Source organism: Enterobacter sp. UPMP2061, assembly GCF_053709615.1.
The window spans coordinates 526,811-551,305 of record NZ_JBSKJP010000002.1; the positions used below are offsets into that span (position 1 = coordinate 526,811).

Here is a 24,495-nt window from a genome sequence, read left to right on the forward strand (position 1 = left end):
CGTTACTCCATCATCTTCTCAATTGGCAGCACCAGAATGGAGCTTGCGCCCAGCGCCTTAAGTTTTTCCATGGTTTCCCAGAACAGGGTTTCGCTGCTGACCATGTGCATCGCCACGCGCTGCTGGTCGCCCGCCAGCGGCAGAATGGTTGGACGCTCAGCGCCCGGCAGCAGGGCAATCACTTCGTCCAGGCGCTCGGTCGGCGCATGCATCATGATGTATTTGGATTCACGCGCCTGAATCACGCCCTGAATGCGAGTCAGCAGCTTGTCGATGAGCTGCTGTTTGGCGTCGGCCATCTCGCCGTCGCGCTGAATCAGGCAGGCTTTGGAGCGGTAGATCACCTCCACTTCGCGCAGGCCGTTCGCTTCGAGCGTGGCGCCGGTGGACACGAGGTCACAGATGGCATCGGCCAGGCCCGCACGCGGCGCCACTTCAACGGAGCCGTTCAGCAGACAGGATTTAAACTGCACGCCTTTTTGATCGAGGTAACGCTTCAGCAGGTGAGGGTAAGAGGTGGCGATACGTTTGCCGTTCAGCGCGGCCGGGCCGTCCCAGGCTTCATCGACCGGCGTAGCCAGCGACAGGCGGCAGCCGCCAAAGTCCAGACGACGCAGGGTAAAGTAGCGCGGATCTTCGCCCTGCGCGCGGCGGGTTAACAACTCTTCTTCCAGTACGTTTTCGCCGATGATGCCGAGATCAACGACGCCATCCATCACCAGGCCCGGGATATCGTCATCACGTACGCGCAGAATGTCGATCGGCATATTTTCAGCCAGGGCGATCAGGCGCTGGGTGTGCAGGTTGATTTTAATCCCGCAGCGGGCCAGCAGTTCGCGTGAATCGTCGCTTAAACGGCCTGATTTTTGAATAGCTATGCGTAAACGTGAGTTATCTAACATTCTGTGTTCCTCGTTAACCTGTTTTAACCTGTCTGAATGCGGTCCAAAAAAAACCCCCGGAAGAAGATCTTCCGGGGGCTTTTTCATGCGTTCATGCACCACTGGAAGATCCAAACGTCTTCCAGCACACATCGCCTGAAAGACTAGTCAGGATGATGGTGATGATGGTGGTTTTTAAAAGGAACGCGTGTCATATAAATTCTCGTTGAATGCTTATGCATTTGATGTCTTTTAACCTAAACCAGTTGTACGCCATAAAGCAAGGGCTTTTTTTGATCATTAATTCATTTCATATTGATGGTATGAATTGTGCGTTCCACCAGGCTGGCGTAGCCTTATAACAGGCATCGTTAAGCGGAGAATGTAATGAAAAAGGTCGCGATTGTCGGGTTAGGGTGGTTAGGAATGCCACTGGCGATGTCATTAGCCGCGAAAGGCTGGCAGGTGACAGGGAGTAAGACCACCCGAGATGGGGTTGAAGCGGCACGCATGTGCGGCATTGATGGTGTCGAGCTGCGTCTCGAACCCGAGCTTATCTGCGATACCGACGAACTGGATGAACTGATGAATGTGGACGCGCTGGTCATTACCTTACCGGCGCGGCGCAGCGGCCCGGGTGAGTCTTTTTACTTGCAGGCGGTGCAGGAGATTGTCGACAGCGCCCTGGCGCACCATATCCCGCGTATCATTTTCACCAGCTCCACCTCCGTCTATGGCGATATCGACGGTACGGCGAAAGAAAACACCGAGCGCCGTCCGGTGACCGCCAGCGGCCGGGTACTGAAAGAGCTGGAAGACTGGCTGCACAATCTGCCTGGCACGCAGGTGGATATCTTACGCCTGGCCGGACTGGTGGGGCCGGGGCGTCATCCGGGGCGCTTCTTTGCCGGTAAATCCGCGCCGGATGGCCAGCACGGGATTAATCTTGTGCATCTTGAGGATGTTATCGGCGCAATAGAACTGCTTTTGCAGGCTCCGAAAGGGGGGCACATCTATAATATATGTGCGCCCTCGCATCCGCCGCGCAGTACCTTTTATCCGCTGATGGCGCGCCAGCTGGGTCTGGCGCCGCCGGTATTCAGCGAGGCGCAGGGGGAACGCAAAGGCAAAATTATTGATGGCAATCGTATTTGCCATGAACTGGGATTTGAATATCAGTATCCCGATCCGCTGGTTATGCCCATGGAATAATTGCGCCGGCGGAGACAATCGCACACCGCAAGGGGGCGAAGATGAAACCGCTGCTGGATGTTCTTGTTATTCTGGATGCGCTGGAAAAAGAGGGGAGCTTTGCCGCCGCCTCGGCGAAGCTCTATAAAACCCCTTCGGCTCTGAGCTACACCGTGCAAAAGCTCGAGAGCGATCTTAATATCCAAATCCTTGACCGCACCGGGCATCGCGCGCGTTTCACCCGTACAGGGCAGATGCTGCTGGAAAAAGGGCGTGACGTGCTGCATACGGTTCGCGAGCTGGAAAAACAGGCCGTCAAACTTCACCAGGGTTGGGAAAATGAACTGGTGATTGGGGTTGATGATACATTCCCTTTCTCCCTGCTTACCCCGCTTATTGAGGCGTTCTATCAGCGCCACAGCGTCACCCGGCTGGTTTTTATCAATGGCGTGCTGGGCGGTTCCTGGGAGGCCCTGACGCAGGGCAGGGCGGATATCATCGTTGGCGCGCTGCATGAGCCTCCCCAGTTGAGCGAATTTGGTTTTGCGCGGCTCGGCGTTCTGGAGCAGGTTTTTGCCGTTGCGCCTCATCACCCGCTGGCGAATGAACCGGAGCCTGTTACCCGACGCGTCATTAAGAACTATCGCGCCATTGTGGTTGGAGACAGCTCTCGCCCCGAATGCGGCATTTCATCGCAGCTGCTGGATGAGCAGGAGGCCATCACCGTTTTTGATTTTAAAACCAAACTGGAGCTGCAAATAAGCGGCCTGGGGTGCGGTTACCTTCCCCGTTATTTAGCGCAGCGGTTTATTGACAGCGGAGCGCTGGTGGAAAAACAAGTTTTAGCGCAAAGCAGTAACGAATCGGTATGGGTAGGCTGGAATGAACAGACCGCCGGGCTTGCCAGCGCCTGGTGGCGAGACGAAATTTTAGCAAATAGTGCTATCGCCACAGTTTACGCTCAGGCAGATGATGGGAAATCAATCAGTTAGTAAAATTAATTTATGGGCAGGTTTCTCAATGTATTGCCTTTTGTATCTGGAATAGGGCAAAATGCCGCCGCTGCAAACAAATGAATAATCGACGATATAAAAGGCGTCGGTTATTTTTTTTTGCATGTACGAAACGAAACTAAAAACCAAGAGGCCGGGCTTCGTACCGGATAGATATTTACTAAAATCCGACAGTTGTTGTCGCTGAGGAAGAAAGAAATGGGGCAATTTTTCGCTTACGTGGCGGTTATCACCGTAAAGGAGAATAACTATGTCGCATAACGCAACTCCAAACACCTCTCGCGTGGAATTACGTAAAACGCTTACGTTGATTCCGGTTGTTATGATGGGCCTTGCCTATATGCAACCGATGACGCTGTTCGATACATTCGGTATCGTATCAGGCCTTACTGACGGTCACGTTGCAACGGCGTACGCCTTTGCGCTGGTCGCCATCCTCTTTACAGCGCTGAGCTACGGTAAACTGGTTCGCCGTTTCCCGTCCGCAGGCTCTGCGTACACCTATGCTCAGAAATCCATTAGCCCGGCGGTTGGCTTTATGGTGGGCTGGTCATCACTGCTGGACTACCTGTTCATGCCGATGATCAACATTCTGCTGGCAAAAATTTACTTCGAAGCGCTGGTGCCTTCCGTGCCGTCGTGGATCTTCGTTGTGGCGCTGGTGGCCTTTATGACCATCTCTAACCTGCGCAGCATCAAGACCGTGGCTAACTTCAACACCCTGATTGTGATCCTTCAGATGGGAATTGTTGCGGTTATCGTTGGGCTGATCATCTACGGCGTTTCCCACGGTGAAGGCGCAGGTACGCTGACCAGCACCCGTCCGTTCTGGTCTGAAGGCGCGCACGTAGTGCCGATGATCACCGGTGCGACTATCCTGTGCTTCTCGTTCCTGGGCTTCGACGGTATCTCTTCTCTGTCTGAAGAGACCAAAGACGCTGAGCGCGTGATCCCGAAAGCGATTTTCCTGACCGCGCTGATTGGCGGCCTGATCTTCATTGGTGCGTCTTACTTCTTACAGCTGTACTTCCCGGATATCTCTCGCTTTAAAGATCCGGATGCATCACAGCCTGAAATTATGCTGTACGTGGCGGGTAAAACCTTCCAGTGGGGCGTGCTGATCTTCTCCAGCGTCACCGTACTGGCTTCCGGTATGGCTGCGCACGCGGGCGTTTCTCGTCTGATGTACGTGATGGGCCGTGACGGTGTGTTCCCAACCCGCTTCTTCGGTTACGTGCATCCTAAATGGCGTACCCCGGCGTGGAACGTGCTGCTGGTGGGCGCTATTGCCCTGCTGGCGATTAAATTCGACCTGGTAACGGCCACGGCGCTGATTAACTTTGGTGCGCTGGTGGCGTTCACCTTCGTTAACCTCTCCGTGATTTCGCAGTTCTGGATCCGTGAGAAGCGCAACAAGACGCTGAAGGACCACATCAACTATCTGGTGCTGCCAGTGTGTGGTGCCCTGACGGTGGGCGCCCTTTGGATCAACCTGGAAGAGAGCTCAATGGTTCTGGGTCTGATCTGGGGTGCAATCGGTCTGATTTACCTGGCTTGCGTGACCAGAAGCTTCCGCAACCCGGTTCCTCAGTACGAAGACGTCGCGTAAGACTGTGTCGGGTGACGGCTATGCTCAACCCGACCTACAGTTTCGTAGGCCGGGTAAGCGTTAGCGCCACCCGGCAAAAAAAAGCCGGAGACATCGCCTCCGGCTTTTTTGTACCCGCTACTCAGACAATTTCTTGCGCATACTGGAACAGCGCTTTCAGCAGCGCCTGCTTCTCAGCATTCCCTTCATACTGACCGTAAAGCATCTCCAGCTCCTGGGCGTAGCTATTAAGAAACTCCGGCGTAAACACGTTGCGCCGATGCTGTAACCAGCGTTCCTGCTCTGCTTCATCCAGCGTGCCGGGATAGTTGCGCGCGCGATAATTAAACATCAGCTTCTCAATGCGCTTATCTGCGAAGGTGATATCCAGCGCGGGCAGGTTACGCGGGTCGGTTTGCAGCACGATATTCATCGCCGCGCGATCGGCGTCGCTGAAGAAGCCGTTATAAAGCTGCGCATCCACATTCTCAGACGGCACGAACGGCTCTGCTTCGGCAAAAATGGCGACGACTTTCTCGCGCACATGCGGGTTGTCGCGCAGCACTTTCAGGTTATCGAGGCAGTGCTGACGGTTAATCCCCAGCCGGTCGGCGTCTTCCGGGCGCAGCGTGTTGGCCTGCGCCAGCACCGGGCACTTATTGATGTGCACCAGTTTTACCGGTACGGCTGGCAGGTCACCCAGCGCCTCTTTCGGCGTATAGAGCCGTTCACGTAAGGTGTCGCTGTCGAGCTCAAGCAGCGGGGAGATATCTCCGGCGAGATCCACCATGATGACGGCGTTACGGTTGTCCGGATGCCAGGCAAGCGGCGCCACCCAGCTTGTATTCCCGCGCCACGCACCGAACATCCCTGAAATATGCACCAGCGGTTTCATCTGCGGCACGTCAATTAGCGTCATCAGCTTTTGCTTGCTGCGATGGCTCAACAGATACTCAAACAGGCGCGGCTGCGCGGTTTTTACAAGTTTCGCCATAGCGATGGTCGCGTAAACGTCTGCCATCGCGTCGTGGGCGTTGCTGTGCTCAATGCCGTTGGCCCGCGTCAGGTGCTCGAGCCTGAAGCTCGGCAAGCCGTCGTCGTTCTCCGGCCAGTTAATCCCCTCCGGGCGCAGCGCATAGCAGGCGCGCATGATATCCAGCAAATCCCAGCGTGAATTACGGTTCTGCCAGCTCCAGGCATACGGATCGTAGAAGTTGCGGTAGAAGATATTGCGCGTCACTTCATCGTCAAAACGGATGTTGTTGTAACCCACCACGCAGGTATTGGGCACCGTGAACAGGTCGTGGATGCGACGGGCAAATTCTGCTTCGCTAACGCCTTTATCCCGCGCTTCCTGAGGCGTGATGCCCGTCACCATTACCGCGCCCGGCTGCGGCAGATAGTCATCGGCGGGCTTACAGTAAAACACCTCGGGTTCGCCGATGACGTTAAATTCGTCATCGGTTCGGATAGCCGCAAACTGCGCCGGTCGGTCCAGCGCCGGATGGGTGCCAAAGGTTTCGTAATCGTGGAACAAAAAAGTCGGGCGCGCGGCAGAGTCAGACACCAGTAATCTCATCCTGTTAAAAATTGACGTCTCTATGGTAAACGATTGGGGTGAGCAGTCCGAATAAAAAGCACCGTCAGGCAAGAAATTTGCGAGATTTGTTCCGAAAAAATCTGCGTGCTGTCACATTTTTTTGCAATTAAGGCAGGTAACGACATCAGAACTCCCGTAAAAAGGTCATCGATTTTTACTGACCTGAGGATATACCGTTGAAACGCCGTCTGTTTATTGCTGTTTCTTTACTCGCTTCGAGTATTTCATCCGCGCTGGCTGCCGAGCCGCTGGATTTTTCACCTCAGCCGCCTGCCATCCAGGCTGGCTCCTGGGTATTGATGGATTACACCACGGGTCAAATCTTAACGGCGGGCAACGAACATCAGCAGCGTAATCCGGCGAGCCTGACCAAACTGATGACGGGGTACGTTGTCGATCGTGCCATTGATAGCCACCGCATCAGCCCCGATGACATTGTGACGGTCGGACGTGACGCATGGGCAAAAGGCAATCCGGTCTTTGACGGTTCGTCGCTGATGTTTCTGAAGGAGGGCGATCGGGTTTCCGTGCGCGATCTCAGCCGCGGCCTGATTGTTGATTCCGGCAATGACGCCTGCGTGGCGCTGGCGGATCACGTGGCGGGCGGTCAGCCGCAGTTCGTCAGGATGATGAATGACTACGTTGAAAAACTGAACCTGCGCGATACCCACTTCGAAACCGTACACGGGCTGGATGCACCGGGCCAGCACAGCTCCGCTTACGATCTCGCCGTGCTTTCTCGGGCCATCATTCACGGCGAGCCTGAGTTCTATCACATGTACAGCGAAAAGAGCCTGACCTGGAACGGCATCACCCAGCAGAACCGCAACGGCCTGCTGTGGGATAAGACCATGAACGTGGATGGCCTGAAAACGGGTCACACCTCGGGCGCGGGCTTTAACCTGATTGCCTCCGCGGTGGACGGTCAGCGTCGACTGATTGCGGTGGTGATGGGGGCTGACAGCCCGAAAGGACGTGAAGATCAGGCGCGCAAGCTGCTGCACTGGGGACAGCAAAATTTTGATACGGTGCAGATCCTGCATAACGGTAAAAAAGTGGGAACCGAGCGCATCTGGTACGGCGATAAAGAGCAGATCGCGCTGGGCACGGATCAGGACTTCTGGCTGGCATTACCCAAATCGGAAGTGCCAAACATCAAGGCGAAATACGTGATGGATAAAAAAGAGCTGGAAGCGCCGATCGCCGCGCATCAGCGGGTAGGGGAGATCCAGCTGTACGATCGTGACAAGGTGGTAGCGCACTGGCCATTGGTTACGCTGGAAAGCGTTGAAAAGGGCGGCCTTTTCTCCCGCCTCGGCGATTATCTGCATCATAAACTCTGACCTTTTTGGGCAGACTGGCAGTGTTGCGAGTCTGCTCACATAATAAACACTCCTGGTTTGCCGATAATCTCGATTCTGCTTTACAGTGTATATATATACAGTAATAAACGGAGGCAGCATGGACTACAGCATCAGGCAGCAACAGAAACGTACGATCGCTGGCTTTCATCTCGTGGGGCCGTGGGAAAAGACGGTCAAGCAGGGATTTGAACAGCTGGTCATGTGGGTAGACGGGCGTCATATTCAGCCGCAGGAGTGGGTGGCCGTTTATTATGACAATCCGGATGACGTGCCGGCAGAAAAGCTCCGCTGCGTTACCGCCGTAACGGTAACGGACGATTTCACTATCCCTGAGAACAGCGAAGGGGTGATGATGACCGAAATTGCTGCCGGAGAGTATGCGATTGCCGCCGCGCGCGTCGAAAATCATGATTTCGCCACTCCATGGTATCAGTTCTTCAACTCCCTGCTGGAAGACAACAAATTCCAGATCGCGGCAAAACCCTGCTTCGAACGTTATCTTAACGATGGCAATGCTGACGGCTACTGGGATATTGAGATGTTTGTACCGGTAGAGCACAAAGTGGGATAATCCTGCGGAATGCAGGGTTTTTCAGCCGGGCGCGATCCATCCGGCTGAAAACACAGTACAATTGTGGTTTGCCGTAGAGCTGGAGACGGGTGTGCGCCCCGACAAGTCATTAACCCCTTTTGAAATTCGGTTATACAAACATTATCGCGTGGTGCACGGTTGCCGCATTGCGCTGGCGTTTGTGTTGACCTTCGTACTGGTTCGTCTGCTGGATATCCCGGAAGGGACGTGGCCGCTGATCACGCTGGTGGTGGTGATGGGGCCGATCTCATTCTGGGGGAACGTGGTCCCGCGCGCTTTCGAACGCATAGGCGGCACCGTTTTAGGCTCAGCGCTTGGGCTTATCGCCCTGAAGCTGGAGCTGATTTCGTTTCCGGTCATGTTGCTGTGGTGCGCGGTGGCGATGTTTCTTTGTGGATGGCTGGCCCTCGGCAAGAAACCGTATCAGGCGCTGCTGATTGGCATTACGCTCGCGGTTGTGGTCGGCGCACCGGCGGGCGATATGACCACCGCATTGTGGCGAAGCGGGGACGTGATCCTTGGCTCGTTGCTCGCCATGCTGTTTACCGGCATCTGGCCGCAGCGCGCCTTCCTGCACTGGCGCATTCAGATGGCAAACTACGTCACGGCATTTAACCGGGTCTACCAGGCCGGGTTTTCGCCGAATCTGATTGAGCGCCCGCGGCTGGAAAAGCACCTGCAAAAAATCCTCAATGATGTGGTCAAAATGCGCGGGTTGATTACCCCGGCAAGCAAAGAAACCCATATCCAGAAAGCCATTTTTGAAGCTATTCAGACGGTCAGCCGTAATCTGGTCTGTATGCTTGAACTGCAAATCAATGCCCACTGGGCCTCACGCCCCAGCCATCTTCTGATGCTCAACGCGCATACGCTGAAAGAGACGCAGCAGATGACGCAACAAACCCTGCTGACCATCGCCCATGCGCTATATGAAGGTAACCCACAGCCGATACGGGCGAACAGCGAGCGGCTGAACGAAATCGTCGCCGAGCTCAAACAGCTGATGAATGAGCGCCAGGGCGACAATGTGGCGGAAACGCCCATCCATGGCTATGTCTGGCTGAGTATGGAGCTGGCGCGACAGCTGGAGTTGTTATCGCAGCTGATTTGCCGGGCGCTGCGCAAATAAAAAGCGTATGTGATGCCTGCTGCTTCGATTCAGCAACAATTAGGGTTATGATGGTTTTAAACGATATACTCATTGTCATTCGCAGCCGCTGTCTGTTAAAACGGTTGCTTTAAAGAATCCGAATCTCACATTATCAGGGGTATAAAAATGGAAACTACCAAGCCTTCGTTCCAGGATGTTCTGGAGTTCGTCCGCCTGTTCCGCCGCAAAAACAAGCTACAGCGCGAAATCCAGGACGTAGAGAAGAAGATCCGTGACAACCAGAAACGTGTCCTGCTGCTGGACAACCTGAGCGACTACATCAAGCCTGGCATGAGCGTTGAAGCTATTCAGGGCATCATCGCCAGCATGAAGAGCGATTATGAAGATCGCGTTGATGACTACATCATCAAAAACGCTGAGCTGTCCAAAGAGCGTCGCGACATCTCCAAGAAGCTGAAAGTGATGGGCGAAATCAAAAACGTCGACGCGAAAGGCGAGTAATCGCACACTCTGTTGCCCGGTGGCGCTGCGCTTACCGGGCCTTCAGGACTGTTATCACGTAGGTCGGGTAAGGCGAAGCCGCCACCCGACAATTTTACCGAACGCAGAAAAGCAAAAAGCCTGCTCTAAAAGCAGGCTTTTTAAATTTGGCTCCTCTGACTGGACTCGAACCAGTGACATACGGATTAACAGTCCGCCGTTCTACCGACTGAACTACAGAGGAATCGTTGTGGAGGCTTATCTTAGCGGCGAAAAAACTTTTGTCAAACCTGATCTCAGGCAAAAGCGTTTGTTTGATGATTCTGTCGTCATTTTGTTGTAAATCCAAACATAATTTTATGGAAAATACTTTGCAGGATACGCATTTCTGCCCCATCATTTGAAATGGAGTTTCAACTTTCTCGCTAAGGTCCATTTTGAACGTCACCGCACCCCTACGCCAGGCGATTATGCGCACGCCCTGGTATGCAAAACGTAAGAGTTATCGAGTTCTCTTCTGGCGTGAAATCACCCCCCTTGCTGTGCCTATTTTCCTGGAGAATACCTGCGTCCTGTTGATGGGTGTGCTGAGCACCTTTCTGGTGAGCTGGCTCGGTAAAGAAGCCATGGCCGGGGTAGGGCTGGCGGACAGTTTCAATATGGTGGTGATGTCCTTCTTTGCCGCTATCGATCTCGGTACGACGGTGGTGGTGGCGTTTAGCCTGGGCAAGCTCGATCCGAAGCGTGCCCGCGAAGCGGCCAGACAGTCGCTGATGATCATGACCCTCTTTTCGATCATCCTTGCGGCGGTTATCCATTATTACGGCAAAGAAATCATCGATTTTGTCGCGGGAGAAGCGACCAGTGAAGTGAAGGATCTGGCTCTCACCTACCTGGAAATGACGGTGCTGAGTTATCCGGCGGCTGCCATCGCGCTGATTGGTAGCGGTGCGCTTCGTGGTGCAGGGAATACCAAAATTCCGCTGCTGATCAACGGCGGCATGAACATCCTGAATATCATTATCAGCAGCGTTTTGATTTACGGCGTCTTTTCCTGGGAGGGGCTGGGCTTTGTCGGCGCGGGTTTAGGGCTGACCATTTCCCGCTATATTGGTGCGGCGGCGATAATTGGCGTACTGATGGCGGGAATTACGCCATCGCTGCGCCTGACGCTGAAAAGCTATTTCCGTCCGCTTAACTTCGCCATTATCTGGGAAGTGATGGGGATTGGGATCCCGGCCAGCATCGAATCCGTGTTGTTTAACGGTGGGAAACTGCTGACGCAGATGTTTGTTGCCGGGATGGGAACAGACGTCATCGCCGGCAACTTTATTGCCTTCTCCATCGCCTCGCTCATTAACCTGCCGGGAAACGCGCTGGGGTCGGCGTCGACGATCATTACCGGCAGACGTCTCGGAAAGGGGCAGATAGGGCAGGCGGAACGGCAACTTCGGCACGTCTTCTGGCTTTCAACCATTGGGCTGACGGCGATTGCGTGGGGAACTGCGCCTTTTGCCGGGCTGATGGCCTCGTTTTATACGCATGAAAATGACGTGAAAGAGGTCGTGAAGGTGCTCATTTGGCTCAACGCGGCGTTTATGCCAATTTGGGCCGCGTCCTGGGTACTTCCTGCGGGGCTGAAAGGGGCGCGCGATGCCCGGTTTGCGATGTGGGTCTCCATGCTCGGCATGTGGGGCTGTCGCGTCGTGGCGGGCTACACGCTGGGGGTAATGTTAGGTATGGGCGTTGTCGGCGTCTGGCTGGGGATGTTCCTTGACTGGGCCGTGCGCGGCGCGCTGTTCTACTGGCGCATGGTGAGCGGGCGCTGGCTGTGGAAATATCCGCGGAAAAAACCGGAGCAGGAGGTTTCGGAAACGGCAAGTGCCTGACAAATGTGCGAAGTGGAGAATAAATCGGCAAACGATTGAAAATCTGCATTCACCCTTTGACATCCTCAGGGCGCATCGATAATATGCGCCCCGTTCACACGATTCCTCTGTAGTTCAGTCGGTAGAACGGCGGACTGTTAATCCGTATGTCACTGGTTCGAGTCCAGTCAGAGGAGCCAAATTTAAAAAGCCTGCTTTTAAAGCAGGCTTTTTGCTTTTCTGCGTTCGTGAAATTGTCGGGTGGCGCTCCGCTTACCCGACCTACGGAATCCCAGGCCGGGTGAGTGGTGTGCGTGATGTGTCCTTGTTATCAGCGGAACGGTGGCTCATTAAAGGTGCGCAGCTTGCGGGAATGCAGTTTGTCGCCCTCTGCACGCAGTAAATCGATGGCGCGAATACCAATCTGAAGATGCTCTGAGATCGCCCCTTCGTAAAAACGGTTCGCCTGGCCCGGCAGTTTGATCTCGCCGTGCAGCGGTTTATCGGACACGCACAGCAGCGTGCCGTAAGGGACGCGGAAGCGATAGCCCTGCGCGGCAATGGTGGCGCTTTCCATATCGATTGCGACCGCACGGCTGAGGTTGAAACGCAGGGCGGAGGCGGAATAGCGCAGCTCCCAGTTACGATCGTCGGTGGTGACGACCGTACCGGTACGCAGGCGCTGCTTCACCTCTTCACCCGGCATGCCGCTCACCTCTTTAGTGGCGTCGTACAGGGCGCGCTGCACTTCCGCGATACTCGGAATAGGAATATCCGGCGGCAGAACCGCGTCAAGGACATGGTCGTCACGCAGATAAGCGTGGGCGAGGACGTAATCGCCAATCAGCTGGCTTTCACGCAGGCCGCCGCAGTGGCCGATCATCAGCCAGACGTCCGGGCGCAGTACCGCCAGATGGTCGCAGATGGTTTTCGCATTCGACGGGCCAACGCCGATGTTAATCAGCGTAATGCCCTGACCGTCGGCGGTGATCAGGTGCCAGGCTGGCATCTGGTGCTTTTTCCACGCCAGGTCGGAGATGGCCTCTTCCGGTGCTTCGGTTTCGGCGGTGATCCAGATCCCGCCCGCGCAGGAGAGGGCGATGTAAGGGCTGTCCGGGTCGAGGATCTGGCTACAGCCCCAGCGGACAAATTCGTCCACATAGCGGGTGTAGTTGGTAAACAGCACGAACGGCTGGAAATGTTCGGCTGGGGTGCCGGTGTAGTGGCGCAGGCGTGCCAGCGAGAAATCGACACGGCGGGCATCAAAGTGCGACAGCGGTGAAAACTCTGCCGGGTGATAGATCCCGTCCGCCGTCTCATCGCCAATCTGCGACAGCTCAGTGGTGGGGAAGTGGCGGGTCAGCCCCGCGCTCATGGAGCGATCCAGCGTCAGCGCCGAGCCGTCTATCACATACGGGTAAGGGATCTCGTGCAGGGACGGCTCAACGCTGATATGCGCGCCGTAATCCTGATACAGCAGGGTAAGCTGCTCTTCCAGATAGGGGCGGAACAGCGCTGGTCGCGTGATGGTCGTGCTGTAACAGCCGGAGTGGGTGAAACGCGCATAGGCGCGGGTTTTCGGATTGCTGCTGGCGCTGCCGTCCCAGGTGACAGAGAGCGATGGATAAACAAAAAGGCCCTGGGTTCTGGCCTTTTCATCGGGAAGTTTCCCTGTTTCGATATAGTCACTGATGGCGCTGCGCAGTGCATTGACGGACTGTTCATACAGCGCGTCGAGTTTTTCCAGCGCCTGAGCCGGGGTCAGGCTGGAGCCCTTATTATTCATGTCTGTCTCCTTGTTCCACAGGTGTGCGGCTTTACCCGATAGTATGTCACACGCCTGTGAAACAAAAGTGAGGAGATCAGCTGTGCGTGGTTTCCTTCATCAACAGGGCGGTGGCGGCAGAAAGCAGGCAACCCGCCAGCAGATAAATCGCCACGCTATGCCAGTTACCGCCCGAGAACGTCACCAGCGCGGCGGCGATAAACGGCGTAAACCCGCCGCCGACCACGCTCGCCACCTGATATCCCACGCCCGCGCCGCTGTAGCGGTAGCTTGCGCCAAACAGCTCGGTGAACATTGGCTGCTGCACGCAGACCACCATATCGTGAGCGATGTTCGCAAGCATGATCGCGAAGAAGACAATCCAGAAGACCGACTGTGCCTCCAGCGCCATAAAGAACGGCCAGGCGCTGAGTGTGCCGATGAGCGCCCCGGTGATATACACCCGTCGACGGCCAAAGCGATCCGCCAGCCAGGCGAAGCAGGGGATGGTCAGGCAGCTGATCCCGCCCACCACCAGGCCAATATTCAGGAACAATTCCCGCGGCAGGCCGAGGTTTTGCGTGGAGTAGTTCAGGGCAAAGGCGGTGACGATATACATCGTCAGCAGTTCGCACAGGCGCAGGGCGATGATTTTCAGAAAAGCGCCAGGGTGCTGCACCAGCGCTTCCATCACCGGCAGCCGTTTTTTCGCGACCGGTTTTTCGCGCTGCTGCCGCTCAAACTCAGCCGACTCTTCCATGCCGTTACGGATCCACAGGGCCACCACGACCAGCACAATGCTGAAGATAAACGGAATACGCCAGCCCCAGCTCAGGAACTGCTCGTCTGTCGTGAGCTGGCTTATTAGCGACACCAGGCCCGTGGAGAGCAGCAGACCCACGCCATAACCCACCTGCACGCCGCTGCTGTAAAAAGCTTTCTTGTTCTTCGGCGCGCTTTCCACGGACAGCAATGCCGCACCGCCCCATTCACCGCCGACGGCAAAGCCCTGAATGGCGCGCAGCGTCACCAGCAACACCGGAGCCCACCAGCCAATCGAGGCAAAGGAGGGCAAAATACCGATCAGCGCGGTGGCAATGCCCATCATCCAGACGGTGAGCATCAGCATACGTTTCCGGCCAAGGCGGTCACCGAAGTGGCCGAAAATTACCCCGCCCAGCGGACGAAACAGAAAACCGACGCCGAAGGTGGCAAACGCAGCAAGCGTACCCATGGCGGGGCTGATCTGGGGAAAGAATTCACGGTTAAAGACCAGCGCAGCGGTAATACCGTAGAGCAGAAAGTCATACCAGTCGACGACGGCGCCTGCGAAGCTACCTAAAGCGGCGCGGCGGGCGCGGTTAAGCGAAGGTGTCTCCTCGTTGCGGCGAGCGGAGATAAGGGTGGAGTCCATAGTTGTCCTGTCTGTACTGATTTTTAATTATTGGTATAAGAAAAGGTCACTCACATCGCGGCCGTCATATTGACGGAATGTATGAGACTACCGCGACAGGCGGCCTGAGAAAACGTTTTTATCTTTCCTGAAAGCGCAGAATAAATAATTTTCATCTTATCGGGCGACAACATAAATCAGCCTGTTTGGCTCCGGTTAGGGCTGAATGGTTTACAGTAATAATGATCGCTGCGTGACGTAAGCTGAGGGAATAACGATGCAACGCCTCTTTCCTGCACTGTGGGTAGTCCTGGTTTTAGTCGTATCTCCGCTGCATGCGGAGCCGAAAGTCTATGGCGAACAGCGTATTCACCGCTGGTGGGATGCATTAACGGACGATATTGCGCAAACCTGGGAACAGCCGGATCATTACGATCTCTACCTTCCGTTTCTGAGCTGGCATGCTCGATTCATGTATGACAAAGAGAAAACCGACAACTACAACGAAATGCCGTGGGGCGGGGGGCTGGGCGTGTCCCGCTACAACGACGAGGGCAACTGGAGCGCGCTCTTTGCCATGATGTTCAAAGATTCACATAACGAATGGCAGCCTGCGATGGGCTACGGCTGGGAGAAGGGCTGGTATCTGGATAACGCAAAAGATTTCCGTCTGGGGCTGGGGGCCGCTGCGGGGATCACGGCACGCGACGACTTTGCCAACTATGTCCCGCTGCCGTTTATCTTCCCGCTTTTCTCTGCCGGATATAAGCGCGTCACCGTCCAGTTCACCTATATTCCCGGGACCTACAACAACGGCAACGTGCTGTTTGCCTGGCTGCGCCTGGGCTTTTAGAGGGTGATCACTTTTTTGGCCACTGCGTTGGACAGGATCAGCAGCGAAAACAGGACCGACGTAACAAACGTAAGCACAATCAGAGCAAGTTTGGTGCTCAGGGACGTCACCGGAATGAGCGCGGTCAGTAGGTGAAACACCGAGTAGTGCATAATATAGACCCCGGTCATGGTTTTGCTAATGGCGGCCAGCACGGACTCTTTAAACTCCGCATTGCGGCGAAACCGCACGCCGTTGGCCGCAATCACCAGGGCAATAATCAGAATGTAGATTTGCGATCCGGTGAGGATAAAGGCGTTTCTGTCTGCTTTAAATAGCGCAAAAAAGAAGTGCCGCTCGTAAAACCACGTGAAGAGATAAATAAACGGTATGGCAATCACCGCTGCCCTGACCACATTTTTGCGGCCGATCCACGCCGCGATCTGCGGATCGCAAAAGAGCTGCCCCGTCAGATAAAACAGCAGCCACGTCCACAGGCGATACTGCGGCGACAATGAAAGGACATGGGCATCAGGATAGAGGGCTGACAGTAAATCGTACCCGTATGAGAAAAGCAGCAGGGCGGCAATCACCCCGCAAAAGAGCGTTCGTCGCTGGCTGAGCCACTCCACCACCGGGTGAAACGTGTAAATCACGATAAACGCGAACACGAACCAGGGCTGGATCAGATATCCACGCTGATAGGGCTCCCACAGGTAGTAAATCGTTACCCAGAACAGAAAGACGATCACCAGGCTTTTGATCTTATCCAGCTGCCAGCGCGTGCCGTGTCGGGATTGCCCGTCCAGATACCCTGCAACCACAAAAAATAACGGCGTGGCGATGGTCGAAATGAAGGTTAAAAAACCGAGGATCCAGTGATAGTCATAATCGTAATGATCCCAGGTGTTGTAGATGGTGAAAAAGGTAACCGCCGTCATACACCCCAGCGTCTTGATGATATTCAGCCCTGTCGCATTCATTGTTGTTCAGCTTTGTCCTTACGATGGAAACACGCGTAAATTACGGGGAGTACCAGCAGCGTCAGGATTGTAGCAAACCCAAGCCCAAACATAATCACAACGGCCATGCTCTGGAAGAACACATCCAGCAGCAGAGGGGCGAGGCCGAGTACGGTCGTAAAGGCGGTGAGGAGGATGGGACGCAGGCGCGACGTGGCGGCGTAAACGATCGCACTGTGCTGATCCTGCTGCACTTTCTGCTGTTCTATCTCTTCCACCAGCACAATGCCGTTGCGGATCAGCATCCCGCTCAGGCTCAGCAGGCCAATCAACGCCATAAAGCCAAAAGGGATGCCGGTAATTAAAAACCCCGGCGTCACGCCGATCAGCGCCAGCGGCACGGTCAGCCAGATGGCGACGGCGTTTTTCACCGAACTGAACATCAGCACCGTGATCACAAACATCACCAGATAGCCGAGCGGCAGCGTGGTAAATAGCCCCTGCTGCGCTTCGCTGGAGTTCTCCGCGTCACCGCCCCACTCAATGCTGTAGCCGTGGGGCAGGGGCAGGGCATCAATTTGTGGCTTCACGCGGGCGAGAATATCGCCGGAGGTTTGCTGGCTTAGCGGGTCAGGGTCGGTCTGCACGGTCAGCACGCGGGAGCGGTCACGGCGAAGGATCAGCGGATCTTCCCACTCCAGCGCGAAGCCGCTGATGACGTTGCTCAGCGGAATATACTGCTGCCGGGTCTGGCTCCAGACCAGAACGTTATTCAGGTGATTGGCGTCCAGCCGCTCGCTTTCCGGCGGGCGCACCACCACGGGCAACAGGTCGCTGCCTTCTCTGTACAGTCCTGCCCGACTGCCGGAGAAATTCATCTCCAGTGCGTTATCGACGTCCTGCTTATCCACGCCAAGCTCACGTCCCAGCGCGGTGACGTACTGCGGGCGGATCACTTTGCTGCGATTTTGCCAGTCGTTCCTGACGCTGTCCGTCGCCGGATCGCGCGTAAGGATGTTGTCTACCTGGCTGGCGATCAGACGCAGCCTGTCCGGATCGGGGCCTTTAATACGTATTTCAATGGCGCTGTCGCCGGAGGGGCCAAACATCACCCGCTTCGTGCTGGCGTTAACCTGCGGATAGTTTCGTGCGATGTACTCATCAACGTGGCGAGTCAGGGCGGGGATGTTACGCTGGTCGTCCATTCTCACCATAATTTGCGCATAGTTGCTGTACTGCCGCTGTCCGCTGTAGGTCAAAATAAATCGCATACTTCCCTGACCAATCGTCGAGACCGTAGTTTCCACGCCTGGCTGGCCGTTAATGGTTTTCTCGATATCACCGGTCATTTTCTCGGTCCAGTTAATGTCGGTACCGTAAGGGAGCCAGAGGTCGACAAAGAAAATTGGCGTACTGGAGGAGGGGAAGAAGTTCTGCCGCACCGAGCCAAAGCCCCAGATGGCGGCGGCCAGCAGTGCGGCCATCACTACCAGCGTTGGCGCTTTACGCCGTAACAGCGCGTTGAGCACACCCTGATAGATCCGATAGATGCGTTTGTCATAGGGATCCGTTTCGTCGGCCTTTGGCGGTGCAGCATCTCGTTTAAACAGCCACCACTTAATCAGCACTGGCGTAATGGTGAGGGCTGAGAACCAGCTCAGCATGAGCGAAATCAGCAGGACCTGAAACAGCGACTTACAGTATTCGCCGGTGGAATCCTGTGACAGCCCGACGGGCGCAAAGGCCAGGATGGCGATGACCGTTGCACCCAGCAGCGGCAGCGCAGAACGGCGAATAATGTCGCTAATGGCGTTCATCAGGGACGAGCCCTGCTGCCGGGCTACCAGTACCCCTTCGACAATAACAATGGCATTGTCGACCAGCATGCTGAGGGCGATGATCAGCGCACCCAGTGAAATGCGCTGTAGTTCAATACCCCAGAGATACATGATCAGCAGCGTGCCCAGCACGTTGAGGGCGAGGGAAAAGGCAATAATGATCCCGCTGCGTAAGCCCATAAAGATCAACAACACGCCGATGACAATCGCCAGCGCCATCAGGAAGTTAATGATAAATCCGTTAACGGAATGCCCGACCTCCGCCGCCTGATCGTAAAACAGGTCGATATGGATACCTGCCGGTTTCTCGGCTGACATCTGCTCTAGCTTCGCCTCCAGGGCATGTCCCACGTCGATCACGTTAACGCCGGGGATAAAGGAGACGCCCATGGTGACGGCTTTTCTGCCGTTGGCATGGTAGATGCTGGCAGGGGACGCATCCAGCCCGCGTGACAGGGTGGCAATATCCCGTAAGCGGGTAGCCGCCCCAACGCCGGGCGGGGTCACGATGAGATCGGCCAGCTCGTCAATACTTTCGAATTCACCGGTAGGATGCAGACGAATTGACTCGGTACCGGAGGGGATCTCTCCCGCGCTGGAGAGCACGTTCAGCCTGCTGAGCTGGGCAGAAAGCTGGTTCAGCGTTATCCCGCGCGCGGCCATTTTGCTCAGAGAAATGTCCACGTTAATCTGCTGAGTGAGGGCTCCGCCGATGGCCACTTTGCCCACGCCTGGCACGAGGACCAACTCCCGGCGCAGCTGCTCGGCATACCGGACCAGTTCCGGATTGCTGAATTCATCTCCGGAAATGGCAAAGAAAAAGCCGAACACATCGCCAAAATCGTCATTCACAAACGGGGTCACTACGCCGGGTGGAAACTGTCTGGCGGCATCTCCGACCCGGCGACGCAGTTCATCCCAGATTTGCGGCAGTGCATTTGAGTGGTAGCGCGAGGCTATATTGACCGTGATCTGCGACAGGCCGCTGGAGGAGATGGAGCTGACGTTATCCAGATAAGGTAACTGCTGAAGCGCATTTTCCAGCGGCAGGGTGACCTCTTCTTCAACCTGCTGCGCCGACGCGCCCGGATAATGGGTGATCACCACCGCCGTTTTGATGGTAAACGCCGGATCTTCCAGTCTGCCAATGTTCAACAGGGCAATAATGCCGCCTACGCCCAGCAGCAAAATCGTCAGCCAGACGCGAACCGGGTTGCTGATAAACTGACGAGAGATATCCATTACAGTCCCCGTTCACGCGTCCAGATACGTACCGGCTGGTTGGGATGTAGCTCCCCAACGCCTGCGGCCACCACGCGTTCACCGGCCTTAAGCCCACCGACGATGACGACCCCCTCAGCGCTGACTTGCCCCACGCTGACCATACGATCTTCAAGGTGCAACGTATCGCCTTCGCCCGTCACCACCCAGACATGTGGCTCATTGCGCGGGCGGTTATCCGGGTTAAAGACCGCTTCAACCGGCACTACCAGCGCCTCACTGCCCACACCAGCCGGAAGGTTGGTTAAATTGATGGTGACCGTTCCGCTGACGCCGCCCACGACGGGAAAATCATCCGGGCGGGGCATGGTTAAAATCACCTGCCAGGTCAATGTGTTGCTGTCGCTACTGCCTGAGTGCTCTTTGTACACAGCGGTAAACTCGCGACCGGGCAGGGCGTTGATCCTCACTACCGGTTTGTACTGCGCATTGCGAATATCGAAGGTGTTAAACAGGTTCTCTGGAAGGCTGAACACCACGTCCAGCAGATCGGTACGGGTCAAAGTGACGACGGGCTGGCCGGCGGAGACGACCTGATGATTTCGCACATGGACGCTGGCCGCTGTCCCGCTAAAGGGGGCGACGAGCGTCATCTGGCTTAATTCTTCGCGCGCAATCTGTAGCGCGGCGTTTGCTGAATCGCGGTTGGCGCGCTGGACATCCATCTCGGCTTTCGACACGGCCTGGCGTCCCGCCAGGGTCTGGAAGCGGTCGAATTGCCGCTGAGCCAGGGTCGCCGCCGTTTGCCTGTCGTTCAGGCGCTGCCGGGCTTCACGGGCGTTGAGGCTGGCGAGTCGTTGCCCCTGTTTGACAATGGCACCCTGGCGAATGTCCAGGGTCTCAATCTGCCCGGCTCGTTTGAACGCGAGATCCGTGGCGTCGCCGGATTCAATACGGGCGGGAAACACGCGCTGCTGCGCGTTGCCGGCCTTGACCACCTCTGCGACTTTTACCATTTTCGGCAGGGGCGCGGCGCGGTCGGGTTTCGGATCGCACGCCGTCAGCAGCAATAAAACAGCAGGCAGAAGAGAGAGGTAGCGCTTCACAGTATTCCCCTGATAATAATTGTTTTATTTATTTCGTCATCAATGCTGGGGTGGCGCTATTCTGCCAGGGCCGAGACGACCACATAGGTAAATAGACCGATTGCTGTGCTGGCGATAATGGCGAGCGCAATAAACAAACCAAGGCGAATCAGGCTTAAACCGTACATGCATTCCTCCATGAGGTAGAAGGTGGCGCGGGATAAAGAGAATAAACGTGTTGCATGCCTGACTATGAGCATAGTCGGTGAATAAATAAATGTTAAATAACCATTATTAGTGGCGTGACATACTCAGGCGAAACAAGCGTTACGATGGTGTATCCCCTTTGAATAACATCCTGATATTCCTGTGCTACGTTTAATAGCATCCATTCCTTTTTTCCGTAAAAGGCATTCACGCCTGTACCCATGGGTTTGATGCGATCTCTCCTGATTCACTCACTGTTGTGTTGGTTATAAAAAGGATGCTTGATATGTATAAAACGATTCTGGTGCCGGTGGATGTATACGAAACAGCATTGTCTGATAAAGCGCTACAGCATGCCCAATTCCTGGCGCAAAGCGCATCGGGTAATGTCCATCTGCTGTACGTTATGCCAAAGTTCTCGGCGGAACTGACCCGCGGTTTTATTGCAGACGCGAGAAAGATGGATGAATATATGATTAATAATGCTAAAGAAAAACTGGCTGCGCTGGTAAAAAAAATCAACCTGCCCGAAGCAAATGTCCATCTACATGTTCGCAGCGGGAATATACGTGATGAGGTAATCAAACTGGCGGATGAGCTTAACGTCGGTGCGATTATTGTGGGATCACGTAATCCAAATATTCAAACTCATTTATTAGGATCAGAGGCGGCGAGTATCGTTCGTTACGCGCATGTTCCTGTTTTCGTTATTCGTTAATGTCATGAAAGCAAGGTGATTTCTGAAAAGAACCTGAGGAAGGAACGATGATAACAGAAAAGCCTCACCGTCCGTATTATCAACAGACCGTTGATGAAACCCTGACAAATATCCAATCCAGCCTCGACGGACTTAGCAGTACAGAAGCCACCGCCAGGCTGGAAAAATACGGTAAAAATGCCTTACCGCAAAAACCGGGTAAACCTGGCTGGCTGCGCTTTCTGGCCCATTTCAACGATGTCCTTATTTACGTCCTTCTGGCGGCGGCGCTGCTGAAGCTGATAATGGGACACTGGGTGGATATGTTTGTCATTCTTGGGGTAGCCATTATTAACGCCCTGATTGGCCATATTCAGGAGAGCAATGCGGAGAAATCGCTGCAAAGTATTCGCAATATGCTCTCCAGCGAGGCTGTGGTCATCCGGCAGGGCAACCATGAAACTATCCCGACGACAGCACTGGTGCCCGGAGATATCGTCGTGATACGCGCCGGGGATCGCATTCCTGCCGATCTTCGCGTGACAGAGGCGCACAATCTGCGGGTGGAAGAAGCTATTCTCACCGGCGAATCCACGGTAGTGGAGAAAAGCAGCGATGCGCTCCACGGGGAGTTGCCGTTAGGCGACCGTTACAACCTGCTTTATTCTGGCACCACCGTCAGCTCCGGCGCGGGAAAAGGGTTGGTGGTGGCGACCGGTGGGGAGACCGAACTCGGCCATATCAACCAGATGATGTCAGACATTGAAAAACACCGTACCCCGTTGATGGTGCAAATGGACAAGCTCGGCAAGACCATTTTTATCACCATTCTGGTAATGATGCTGGCGCTGTTCGTTTTCAGTCTTATCTTCCGTGATATGCCCGTATCAGAGCTGGTGCTGTCGTTGATTAGCCTTGCGGTAGCGGCGGTGCCGGAAGGATTACCGGCCATTATCTCGATCATCCTCTCGCTGGGCGTGCAGGCGATGGCGCGTCGCAAGGCGATTATTCGCAAGCTGCCTACCGTGGAAACGCTGGGGGCGATGACGGTTATCTGCTCGGACAAAACCGGCACCCTGACCATGAATGAGATGACGGTAAAAGCGGCGATTACCGCGGACACCACCTACCGCGTGGAGGGAGACAGCTACGAGCCGGTGGGTACTATTCACCCCGTTGACGATCCGACACCGGTCACCGTGACCCCGGGATCTGTGCTTGAGCGCTATCTGCGCACAGTCGATCTCTGTAATGACAGCCAGCTGATCAAAGATGAGCAGGGGCTGTGGAAAATCACCGGCGGTCCAACCGAAGGCGCGCTGAAGGTGCTGGCGGCCAAAATCCCGCTTCCGGCAATTGACGCCGAGTTGCGCAGTAAAATCCCATTTGATTCGCAATATAAATACATGTCCACCCTCTATCGCCTGGGCGACGAAGAGGTGATGTTAATCACCGGTGCGCCGGACGTCCTTTTCCGTCTTTGCCAGCACCAGCAGACCCAAAACGGGCTGGAGCCGTTCAACCTGCACTACTGGGAAGAGAAGATTGAAGAGTATGCGCGCGAGGGATTGCGCATGGTGGCTGCGGCCTGGAAACCGGCTGCCAGCGGGCAGCGCGAGCTGACGCATGCGGATCTGCAAGAAGGGGTCATACTGCTCGGCATTGCGGGCATGATGGATCCCCCGCGCCCGGAAGCTATTTCGGCCATTGCCGACTGCTTGCAGGCGGGCATTCACGTGAAAATGATTACCGGGGATCATCCACAAACGGCGATGAGCATTGGACAGATGCTGGGTATTGGCAACGCGGCGAGCGCCATTACCGGGCGCGAACTGGAGGCGATGGACGACCACCAGCTGAGCGAGGCGGCGCAAAAATACGATATCTTTGCCCGCACCAGCCCGGAAGATAAATTCCGCCTGGTGCAGGCGCTGCAAAGTAAGCAGGAAGTGGTCGGAATGACCGGGGACGGGGTGAACGATGCGCCGGCGCTGAAGCGGGCGGATGTCGGCATCGCGATGGGGATCAAAGGTACTGAAGTCACCAAAGAAGCCGCCGATATGGTGTTAACGGATGATAACTTTGCCACCATTGCCCGGGCGGTCCATGAAGGGCGTCGGGTCTACGACAACCTGAAAAAGACCATTTTGTTCGTTATCCCGAGTAACATCGCCCAGGCCTTACTGATCATTATTGCCCTGCTGGCGGGGAACCTGATCCCACTAACGCCGGTACTGATCCTGTGGATGAACATGGCAACCTCGGCAACGCTGTCGTTTGGCCTGGCGTTTGAAGCGGGTGAGAAGGACATCATGAACCGGCCGCCGCGTAAGTCTAACCTGCATGTGATGGACGGGTATGCCATCTGGCGAGTGGTGTTTGTCGGCCTGATGATTGCCATCAGCGCCTTTGTGCTGGAGGCCTGGCTGCAACCACGCGGCTACTCACCGGAGTTTATCCGCACCGTGTTGCTGCAAACGCTGGTCACCGCCCAGTGGTTTTACATGCTCAACTGCCGCGTCACCGACGGCTTCTCCCTGAGTAAAGGTCTGCTGGCTAACAAGGGGATATGGATCGTGAGCGGCGTACTTCTGGCCCTTCAGCTTCTGATCATCTATGCGCCGTTCATGCAAATGCTGTTCGGTACCGAAGCGCTACCGTTCCGCTACTGGATCATTACCTTCCTGATTGGGTTTGCGATGTTCATGATTGTTGAAGCAGAAAAAGTCCTTACCCGGAGATGGCGCACGACGAAAAGATGACTGAATGAGTAGGCTAAGCCTGCCCACCGGCAGGCTTTCTCTTTG

General features: G+C 55.3%; 20 protein-coding genes, 2 tRNA genes and 1 other annotated feature. Of the genes, 13 read left to right on the forward strand and 9 right to left on the reverse strand.

Annotated elements, in window-relative coordinates; translation table 11 throughout:
• Positions 1-2: 2 nt before the first annotated feature.
• Both hisG and hisL read right to left on the reverse strand, forming a co-directional pair.
• Positions 3-902 (reverse strand): ATP phosphoribosyltransferase, encoded by a 900-nt coding sequence (gene hisG / locus ACWKXX_RS08000; protein WP_000886595.1) that lies wholly within the window; start codon positions 900-902, stop codon positions 3-5.
• Between the two features lie 44 nt (positions 903-946).
• Positions 947-1,070 (reverse strand) — a sequence feature (His leader region).
• Positions 1,046-1,096 carry a his operon leader peptide gene (gene hisL, locus ACWKXX_RS08005; RefSeq protein WP_099516347.1) on the reverse strand — a complete coding sequence of 17 codons (51 nt, stop codon included), beginning with the start codon at positions 1,094-1,096 and terminating at the stop codon, positions 1,046-1,048. It overlaps the preceding feature by 25 nt.
• Before the next feature lie 172 nt (positions 1,097-1,268).
• Here hisL and ACWKXX_RS08010 point away from each other — a divergent pair, with 172 nt between their 5' ends.
• The 4 genes from ACWKXX_RS08010 (at position 1,269) to ACWKXX_RS08025 (ending at position 4,694) form a co-directional block, all read left to right on the forward strand.
• The gene (locus tag ACWKXX_RS08010) at positions 1,269-2,093 is read left to right on the forward strand and encodes an SDR family oxidoreductase (RefSeq protein WP_232950233.1); all 825 of its coding nucleotides are present in this window, start codon (positions 1,269-1,271) and stop codon (positions 2,091-2,093) included.
• 41 nt (positions 2,094-2,134) lie between these two features.
• Positions 2,135-3,064: a LysR substrate-binding domain-containing protein gene (locus tag ACWKXX_RS08015; protein WP_015572401.1), complete on the forward strand. Its 930-nt coding sequence runs from the start codon at positions 2,135-2,137 to the stop codon at positions 3,062-3,064.
• A 219-nt stretch (positions 3,065-3,283) separates the two neighbouring features.
• Positions 3,284-3,346: a membrane protein YoeI gene (gene yoeI, locus ACWKXX_RS08020; protein WP_099458931.1), complete on the forward strand. Its 63-nt coding sequence runs from the start codon at positions 3,284-3,286 to the stop codon at positions 3,344-3,346.
• Entirely contained in the window at positions 3,336-4,694 is a 1,359-nt protein-coding gene (locus ACWKXX_RS08025; RefSeq protein WP_006811203.1) for an APC family permease, read from the forward strand. Before yoeI ends, ACWKXX_RS08025 begins: the two co-directional genes overlap by 11 nt.
• A 121-nt stretch (positions 4,695-4,815) precedes the next feature.
• Here ACWKXX_RS08025 and sbcB read toward each other — a convergent pair whose 3' ends face one another.
• Positions 4,816-6,252 (reverse strand): exodeoxyribonuclease I, encoded by a 1,437-nt coding sequence (gene sbcB, locus ACWKXX_RS08030; RefSeq protein ID WP_369700083.1) that lies wholly within the window; start codon positions 6,250-6,252, stop codon positions 4,816-4,818.
• A 191-nt stretch (positions 6,253-6,443) separates the two neighbouring features.
• Here sbcB and dacD point away from each other — a divergent pair, with 191 nt between their 5' ends.
• From dacD to ACWKXX_RS08050, 4 genes are all read left to right on the forward strand, one after another.
• A complete protein-coding gene (gene dacD, locus ACWKXX_RS08035) occupies positions 6,444-7,616 on the forward strand; it encodes a serine-type D-Ala-D-Ala carboxypeptidase DacD (protein WP_047740833.1) in 1,173 nt (390 codons plus the stop codon).
• Between the two features lie 118 nt (positions 7,617-7,734).
• Positions 7,735-8,208: a DNA gyrase inhibitor SbmC gene (sbmC, locus tag ACWKXX_RS08040; protein ID WP_017383302.1), complete on the forward strand. Its 474-nt coding sequence runs from the start codon at positions 7,735-7,737 to the stop codon at positions 8,206-8,208.
• 91 nt (positions 8,209-8,299) lie between these two features.
• Complete coding sequence (locus tag ACWKXX_RS08045) at positions 8,300-9,358, forward strand: FUSC family protein (RefSeq protein WP_017693112.1); 1,059 nt, start codon at positions 8,300-8,302, stop codon at positions 9,356-9,358.
• A gap of 147 nt (positions 9,359-9,505) precedes the next feature.
• On the forward strand, positions 9,506-9,841 hold the full coding sequence (locus ACWKXX_RS08050) for a DUF496 family protein (protein ID WP_000450410.1): 336 nt from the start codon (positions 9,506-9,508) through the stop codon (positions 9,839-9,841).
• Positions 9,842-9,988: 147 nt separating this feature from the next.
• On the opposite strand, the gene ACWKXX_RS08055 is transcribed toward ACWKXX_RS08050, so the two are convergent.
• Positions 9,989-10,064, reverse strand: a tRNA-Asn gene (locus tag ACWKXX_RS08055).
• A 226-nt stretch (positions 10,065-10,290) separates the two neighbouring features.
• On the opposite strand from ACWKXX_RS08055, the gene emmdR reads away from it, so the two are divergent.
• Together emmdR and ACWKXX_RS08065 are read left to right on the forward strand one after the other, a co-directional pair.
• A complete protein-coding gene (emmdR, locus tag ACWKXX_RS08060; RefSeq protein ID WP_023324934.1) occupies positions 10,291-11,709 on the forward strand; it encodes a multidrug efflux MATE transporter EmmdR in 1,419 nt (472 codons plus the stop codon).
• Between the two features lie 103 nt (positions 11,710-11,812).
• Positions 11,813-11,888, forward strand: a tRNA-Asn gene (locus ACWKXX_RS08065).
• 131 nt (positions 11,889-12,019) lie between these two features.
• Here ACWKXX_RS08065 and ACWKXX_RS08070 read toward each other — a convergent pair.
• Both ACWKXX_RS08070 and shiA read right to left on the reverse strand, forming a co-directional pair.
• A complete protein-coding gene (locus tag ACWKXX_RS08070; protein ID WP_015572404.1) occupies positions 12,020-13,474 on the reverse strand; it encodes an AMP nucleosidase in 1,455 nt (484 codons plus the stop codon).
• A 76-nt stretch (positions 13,475-13,550) separates the two neighbouring features.
• Positions 13,551-14,867 (reverse strand): shikimate transporter, encoded by a 1,317-nt coding sequence (gene shiA / locus ACWKXX_RS08075; RefSeq protein WP_096205601.1) that lies wholly within the window; start codon positions 14,865-14,867, stop codon positions 13,551-13,553.
• 256 nt (positions 14,868-15,123) lie between these two features.
• Between shiA and pagP the strand changes: the two genes are divergently transcribed.
• Complete coding sequence (pagP, locus tag ACWKXX_RS08080; protein WP_261666153.1) at positions 15,124-15,699, forward strand: lipid IV(A) palmitoyltransferase PagP; 576 nt, start codon at positions 15,124-15,126, stop codon at positions 15,697-15,699.
• On the opposite strand, the gene ACWKXX_RS08085 is transcribed toward pagP, so the two are convergent.
• From ACWKXX_RS08085 to ACWKXX_RS08095, 3 genes are read right to left on the reverse strand one after another with little or no spacing between them, the layout of a single operon-like run.
• Positions 15,696-16,619 (reverse strand): acyltransferase, encoded by a 924-nt coding sequence (locus ACWKXX_RS08085; protein WP_026080612.1) that lies wholly within the window; start codon positions 16,617-16,619, stop codon positions 15,696-15,698. The genes pagP and ACWKXX_RS08085 overlap by 4 nt on opposite strands.
• Before the next feature lie 38 nt (positions 16,620-16,657).
• Entirely contained in the window at positions 16,658-19,720 is a 3,063-nt protein-coding gene (locus tag ACWKXX_RS08090; RefSeq protein WP_261666154.1) for an efflux RND transporter permease subunit, read from the reverse strand.
• Positions 19,720-20,805, reverse strand: a complete 1,086-nt coding sequence (locus ACWKXX_RS08095) for an efflux RND transporter periplasmic adaptor subunit (RefSeq protein WP_261666155.1) — start codon at positions 20,803-20,805, stop codon at positions 19,720-19,722. Before ACWKXX_RS08095 ends, ACWKXX_RS08090 begins: the two co-directional genes overlap by 1 nt.
• A 472-nt stretch (positions 20,806-21,277) precedes the next feature.
• Between ACWKXX_RS08095 and ACWKXX_RS08100 the strand changes: the two genes are divergently transcribed.
• Both ACWKXX_RS08100 and ACWKXX_RS08105 read left to right on the forward strand, forming a co-directional pair.
• Complete coding sequence (locus tag ACWKXX_RS08100; protein WP_003859525.1) at positions 21,278-21,709, forward strand: universal stress protein; 432 nt, start codon at positions 21,278-21,280, stop codon at positions 21,707-21,709.
• A gap of 47 nt (positions 21,710-21,756) precedes the next feature.
• The gene (locus ACWKXX_RS08105; protein ID WP_261666156.1) at positions 21,757-24,450 is read left to right on the forward strand and encodes a cation-transporting P-type ATPase; all 2,694 of its coding nucleotides are present in this window, start codon (positions 21,757-21,759) and stop codon (positions 24,448-24,450) included.
• Positions 24,451-24,495 lie beyond the last annotated feature (45 nt).

What these genes read in the sequence shown, in the direction of transcription:
- hisG (WP_000886595.1), bottom strand. Translation starts at nt 902, where the DNA reads ATGTTAGATAACTCACGTTTACGCATAGCTATTCAAAAATCAGGCCGT.
- ACWKXX_RS08010 (WP_232950233.1), top strand. Translation starts at nt 1,269, where the DNA reads ATGAAAAAGGTCGCGATTGTCGGGTTAGGGTGGTTAGGAATGCCACTG.
- ACWKXX_RS08015 (WP_015572401.1), top strand. Translation starts at nt 2,135, where the DNA reads ATGAAACCGCTGCTGGATGTTCTTGTTATTCTGGATGCGCTGGAAAAA.
- ACWKXX_RS08025 (WP_006811203.1), top strand. Translation starts at nt 3,336, where the DNA reads ATGTCGCATAACGCAACTCCAAACACCTCTCGCGTGGAATTACGTAAA.
- sbcB (WP_369700083.1), bottom strand. Translation starts at nt 6,252, where the DNA reads ATGAGATTACTGGTGTCTGACTCTGCCGCGCGCCCGACTTTTTTGTTC.
- sbmC (WP_017383302.1), top strand. Translation starts at nt 7,735, where the DNA reads ATGGACTACAGCATCAGGCAGCAACAGAAACGTACGATCGCTGGCTTT.
- ACWKXX_RS08050 (WP_000450410.1), top strand. Translation starts at nt 9,506, where the DNA reads ATGGAAACTACCAAGCCTTCGTTCCAGGATGTTCTGGAGTTCGTCCGC.
- emmdR (WP_023324934.1), top strand. Translation starts at nt 10,291, where the DNA reads ATGCGCACGCCCTGGTATGCAAAACGTAAGAGTTATCGAGTTCTCTTC.
- ACWKXX_RS08070 (WP_015572404.1), bottom strand. Translation starts at nt 13,474, where the DNA reads ATGAATAATAAGGGCTCCAGCCTGACCCCGGCTCAGGCGCTGGAAAAA.
- shiA (WP_096205601.1), bottom strand. Translation starts at nt 14,867, where the DNA reads ATGGACTCCACCCTTATCTCCGCTCGCCGCAACGAGGAGACACCTTCG.
- pagP (WP_261666153.1), top strand. Translation starts at nt 15,124, where the DNA reads ATGCAACGCCTCTTTCCTGCACTGTGGGTAGTCCTGGTTTTAGTCGTA.
- ACWKXX_RS08085 (WP_026080612.1), bottom strand. Translation starts at nt 16,619, where the DNA reads ATGACGGCGGTTACCTTTTTCACCATCTACAACACCTGGGATCATTAC.
- ACWKXX_RS08090 (WP_261666154.1), bottom strand. Translation starts at nt 19,720, where the DNA reads ATGGATATCTCTCGTCAGTTTATCAGCAACCCGGTTCGCGTCTGGCTG.
- ACWKXX_RS08100 (WP_003859525.1), top strand. Translation starts at nt 21,278, where the DNA reads ATGTATAAAACGATTCTGGTGCCGGTGGATGTATACGAAACAGCATTG.
- ACWKXX_RS08105 (WP_261666156.1), top strand. Translation starts at nt 21,757, where the DNA reads ATGATAACAGAAAAGCCTCACCGTCCGTATTATCAACAGACCGTTGAT.